The 4780-nt window shown below is 45.1% G+C and carries 4 protein-coding genes; 3 read left to right on the forward strand and 1 reads right to left on the reverse strand.

Annotation, left to right across the window (positions count from 1 at the left end):
- Window positions 1–127 precede the first annotated feature (127 nt).
- Window positions 128–922: a DNA/RNA non-specific endonuclease gene (locus V2I46_05555; GenBank protein ID MEE4176957.1), complete on the reverse strand. Its 795-nt coding sequence runs from the start codon at window positions 920–922 to the stop codon at window positions 128–130.
- A 382-nt stretch (window positions 923–1304) separates the two neighbouring features.
- Between V2I46_05555 and V2I46_05560 the strand changes: the two genes are divergently transcribed.
- The 3 genes from V2I46_05560 (at window position 1305) to V2I46_05570 (ending at window position 4493) form a co-directional block, all read left to right on the forward strand.
- A complete protein-coding gene (locus V2I46_05560; GenBank protein ID MEE4176958.1) occupies window positions 1305–1712 on the forward strand; it encodes a hypothetical protein in 408 nt (135 codons plus the stop codon).
- A 36-nt stretch (window positions 1713–1748) separates the two neighbouring features.
- The gene (locus V2I46_05565) at window positions 1749–2432 is read left to right on the forward strand and encodes a class I SAM-dependent methyltransferase (GenBank protein MEE4176959.1); all 684 of its coding nucleotides are present in this window, start codon (window positions 1749–1751) and stop codon (window positions 2430–2432) included.
- 495 nt (window positions 2433–2927) lie between these two features.
- Window positions 2928–4493, forward strand: a complete 1566-nt coding sequence (locus tag V2I46_05570) for a hypothetical protein (GenBank protein MEE4176960.1) — start codon at window positions 2928–2930, stop codon at window positions 4491–4493.
- The last annotated feature ends 287 nt before the right edge of the window (window positions 4494–4780 follow it).

Below are 4780 nucleotides of genomic sequence, written 5' to 3' on the forward strand. Positions count from 1 at the left end.
AAAATGGATCCCTGCTTTATTTTATAGCTACATTGAGAGAGGCGTAATGGTAAACAACCTAGTTCAATTTTCACGTGACGCGTGATGCGTGACGCGTGACGTGTGACGCGTGACGTGAATTGGTCAATTACCATTTCCTTCCATCAACCTGCTCCTCAATCATCTCCTGCAGGGTGCTGTCGAGCTGGTTGAAGAAATCATACCCCAGGGTTGCTTCCAGGGAATCGATGGAGATGGCATATTCGGTCACTTCACCGCTGAGGCGGTCGTTCTTCATTAGAAAGGCGATTGCCTTGTATTCGGGAGGTGAGATGTCGAGCACGACCTTGTAATAATATTCCGGCACAGCAAGCCCGGGCTTACGCGGATCGAACCTGGGCCGAAAAGGACCGGTGATGACGATCACACTGTCGTTCTCCATAGCATATTGCCTTACCCGGTTCTCGAGCTTCTTCCACATGCCCCGGTTGAACCCTGGTATCTGCGGTGCGATGTTCGACATGTAAAAGCTCTGGTCAACCTTCTCCTGCGAGCTCATGAGATCCTCACAGGGAGCGAGATGCCCGCGGTCATAGCCGCTCCTGGAGTATTGCTTCGGTTCGTTCACAAGATCCCGCAGCCCCGGATCGGCCCTGAAGTTATTTTTGCGCTTCGCCCGCTTGTTCTGCAGGTCGACCTTCCTCAGCTTATACAACACAAGCGATGCCAGCTTGTTCTTCTTGTTGAGGCTGACCATGAAGCCGCTGTAATTTAACAGCGTATCGTTCTTGCTCTGAAATGCCGGCAAATAAGCCGAAAGCTTGTTCGGCAAAACAAAAACCTTCCTCACCGGCCACTTAGTAAATAGCACATACCCAATAGCCAGTATCAAAATTATGGCCAGGGCAATAAATAGGATGCTGGTTTTTCTGCTAAGGGCCATGGATGTAAAGATAAAGGATAAAAGACGAAAGATAAACGGATATCTGATATATTGATACCCGTGACGCGTGATGCGTGACCCGTGATCTGAAATACAGTTCACCCCTGATCACAGGTCACAGATCACAGATCACGAAAATATTGGTGAGTTTTGCATCCCCGCCTCCGGCGGGATGTCGCTCCGCTTCGCTCCAGTTGAGCCTGGTATCATAGCAACCATAGAAAACACCTTAGGGGACAGACGGCTGACATGAGAAGGGTTGAAGCCAGGGATAGAGAGATCAGATTAAGACCAATGTAACATATGTAAATAACTTTTGTATATTTAATGCGGTGATTTTGAAATAAGTAAATGGAATTATAATTTTAGGAGGACGTTAGTAATGAGTTTCGTAAAATGGATTCAAAACGGGATTGCACATCCACGCGTAGCTATCTACCTTAAGATCGTAGCAGTCCTGATGCTCCTGAGTGCTTTGTCCCACCTGGGGAGCATAATGGGTTTCGTTGGCGGTTCCTGGGTGGCTAAGCCATGGCTATTCCGGGCTGCCGACCTGCTGTTGCTACCCATCTGCCTGGTTTTGGCCTGGGGGCTTTGGAAGTCCAGGTTTTGGGCAGTTATCTTGTGGCTTATAACAGTGGTTCTCTTTCAGGCCGTTCCATTATTGTTCTTCGGTGAGCACTTTGCTTCCGATGCAAACGAGCAGACCATGCACTATGGCCAGGTGGTATTCCACTTCATTCTGCTGGGAATACTCCTCATACTTCTACCGCGTAAAAAAAGAAGCTGATCCATATTGAACTGGTGCCGCCAGGAAAAGAGAACCATGAAAATTAAAGGGTCGGTCAAGGTTGTCCGCAAAAATGACCTTTATTATGAGTTAGATAGCAATAATAGGGTCAGGATACGTAAACCCTGGCTCGGGGATATCTTTTCGGCCTTCTATGACCGGATCATGGAAAGGAACATTTTCCCCAAAAAGTTTAATGGTTCCATTCACAAGCATTTTGAGCTACTAAAGAATGAATTTAATACTATCCATGGCAGGCAGATCATAGAATTCGCCACGGGAAGCGGCAACGCCGTTGAATTTTTGAATAATGATAATGTTTATACGGGCATTGATGTGAGCGCGGGACTGCTTCGCATCGCCAGGAAAAAACTCATCCTGTCTGGTTTCAAAGAGCCTGAATTTTACGTCAGTGACGCATCTGATACGCCTTTTGCTGAAGATTGCTTCGATATGGCCATATGCAATTTGTCGCTAAACTTTTTCCGGGATATCGATGCGTTCATTTCAGAACTGCAAAGAGTCCTTAAACCAGGCGGCACCTTTTATTGCAGCACACCCATCCCGGAAAAGAAAAAGCCCGGGGTGAAAATTCGCGGGACCCTTTTCTCAGCCGAAGAACTGGAAAACAAATTTCAACGCCAGGGATTTGATTTTCAAAAGCTGCCCTATGAAAATGGATCCCTGCTTTATTTTATAGCTACATTGAGAGAGGCGTAATGGTAAACAACCTAGTTCAATTTTCACGTGACGCGTGATGCGTGACGCGTTATGCGTGACGCGTGACTAGAAACATCCGTTCACCGTTCACCGTTCACCGTTTACCGTTCACCGTTCACTGATGTTCCGCTCCACGGCCACTTTTGTTTCTTGTACTTTTGGCCCCGCAGAACGGGATTTCCGCTTCGATTTTCCCCGCAACCCAAACTCGCACAGCCTTCGGCTGGACTCAAACATGGGTTGCTTAGCGCAGCCCCCCGCCAAAATCTCAGCTTGCTTTGTATTCATACTTTTCAAAGGCCGTATATTTTTCTTTTACCATTCACGATTTTCGCTCTCTTCTTGCCAAATATATTTAAATGCTATAAATTTATCATCCTTCAGGGAATATTCGTTCAAAAACAGGCTCACCGGCATGCCTTTTTTCTGTTTCACGATGCATAACAAAGACCTGTTTTGTTGAGACGCTGGCTGTTAATAAAAAACAAATCAACAGTGAATAAAAAAACAGTTATCAAAAGGATTATCCTCGTTGCCATTGCATTGTATTCAACATGGTGCTTCTCACAGGAATTTCAAAACCTCACAAAGCTTGAAAAAACCGTGATCTCGGCAACGGGTACAGTGGTTAAGGTGTTCAGGGAAAAACATGACCAGATCTGGCCTGGCTATGATCTTTCAAAACAGCCGTTCATGGTGTATATCCCTGGGAAATGGGCCCTGCTGGTCAACAGTAAAAACCCTGTAGAAGGCTTTGTGGAATATCCGGAGGATTGGCCGGATATTCACACTGATGCCATGCTGCACAAAGGCGACCTGAAAGGGCTGAGTGGACAATTGGCATTTAATTTTAAAATCGATACCATAACTACCCTGGCCATCGGGTTGCATGAAAACTTCTATAACTTGAATACAACAGAAGGATTGTTGGAAATATTTGCATTTATCACTCACGAGTCGTTCCATCAGTTCCAGAGACAATCATTTGGGGAAATACCATGGGCCCGAGCTGAAAAGTACCCCATCCTGGATGCTGAGAATACGGCCATGGCTTACCTGGAAATGAAATTGCTCATCGATGCTTTGAAAGCCAAGGATGCCGGGGATAAAGAAAAATGCAGGGAAATTGTGAAGGATTTTGCACTGGTGAGACAAAACCGCTGGAAAACCGCTGATGAATTCGTAAGAAGGTATGAGCAAGGCCAGGAACTGAATGAAGGAACGGCTAAGTATGTGGAAGTGAAATCTGTTTTCTGCCTGATGGAAATGATTGAAAATGATGAGCACCTCGATTTTGAGGATAGCTTGCTTTCCAGTAAAATGAAAAATTATATTTATGATTCGTTTCAAAGCAAAATGCTGGGTCAAACCATTTCGCCGGATGATATGATACGTAACCGGATATACCCGGTCGGGGCTGCAGAAGGGATTATGATGGATTATATTGGAATAGATTGGAAAAATGATGCCACAGAAGCGGGTACCGGCTTCGCATTTGCGGACCTGGTCTGCAAAAGCTTATGCATTGACGGTAAAACTGATACGGGCTCACTGGCAGCCGTCAAACAGGACTATGATTATGATGATGTCCTCGCTGCCACAAAACAAGAGATCGAAAACTATATTGATTTGTATCAGGCCGAACAGGAATCGTTCGAAAACCAGGAAGGATCAAGGATCGAGGTAAATCTCACATACCATTCACTGTCGCGGGCCGGCAACTCAAGAAGCAAAAAATGGATCATGGGAAACGGGGCAGAGTCCTTATGCATGAATTACAAGCTCCTGAAAATTGTTACGGACCATCATTCTTTCTTACTGGAAGATTTAGCGGTTTACCAGCAATATGATTGGGACCAAAAAAAGATTAAAATTGTGTTTTTCACACCTCGGGAATTGCAATTCATTGTTGACGGTGAAGCGCACTTTATTCACTCATTAAAAGACCAGCAATTCTCGGAATTGGCCATCCTTGGGGAAGGCATTGAAGTGAAGGTCCAATCAAAAGGCAAAATGGCAGCAACGGGAGCTGGTATTACTGTCACAGAAGAGGATGAATGATAGAGCCTGCCTTATGGCCCGCTGGGCCGCATCCAGCATCATAGGGCCACATTGATAACACATTCGTTATAAAAGTTGGTGCCATTTTAAAAACAAAGCTTTTAACCCCAGGGAAATTGACCATGAAAATTAAAGAGTCTGTAAAGGTTATCAAGAAAAATGAAATCTTTAATGTGCTTGATAAAGATAACAGGGTGAAAAGATTAAAACCCTGGCTCGGGGATATCTTTTCGGCCTTCTATGACCGGATCATGGAAAGGAACATTTTCCCCAAAAAGTTTAATGGT

Source organism: Bacteroides sp., assembly GCA_036351255.1.
Classification (GTDB): Bacteria; Bacteroidota; Bacteroidia; order Bacteroidales; family UBA7960; genus UBA7960.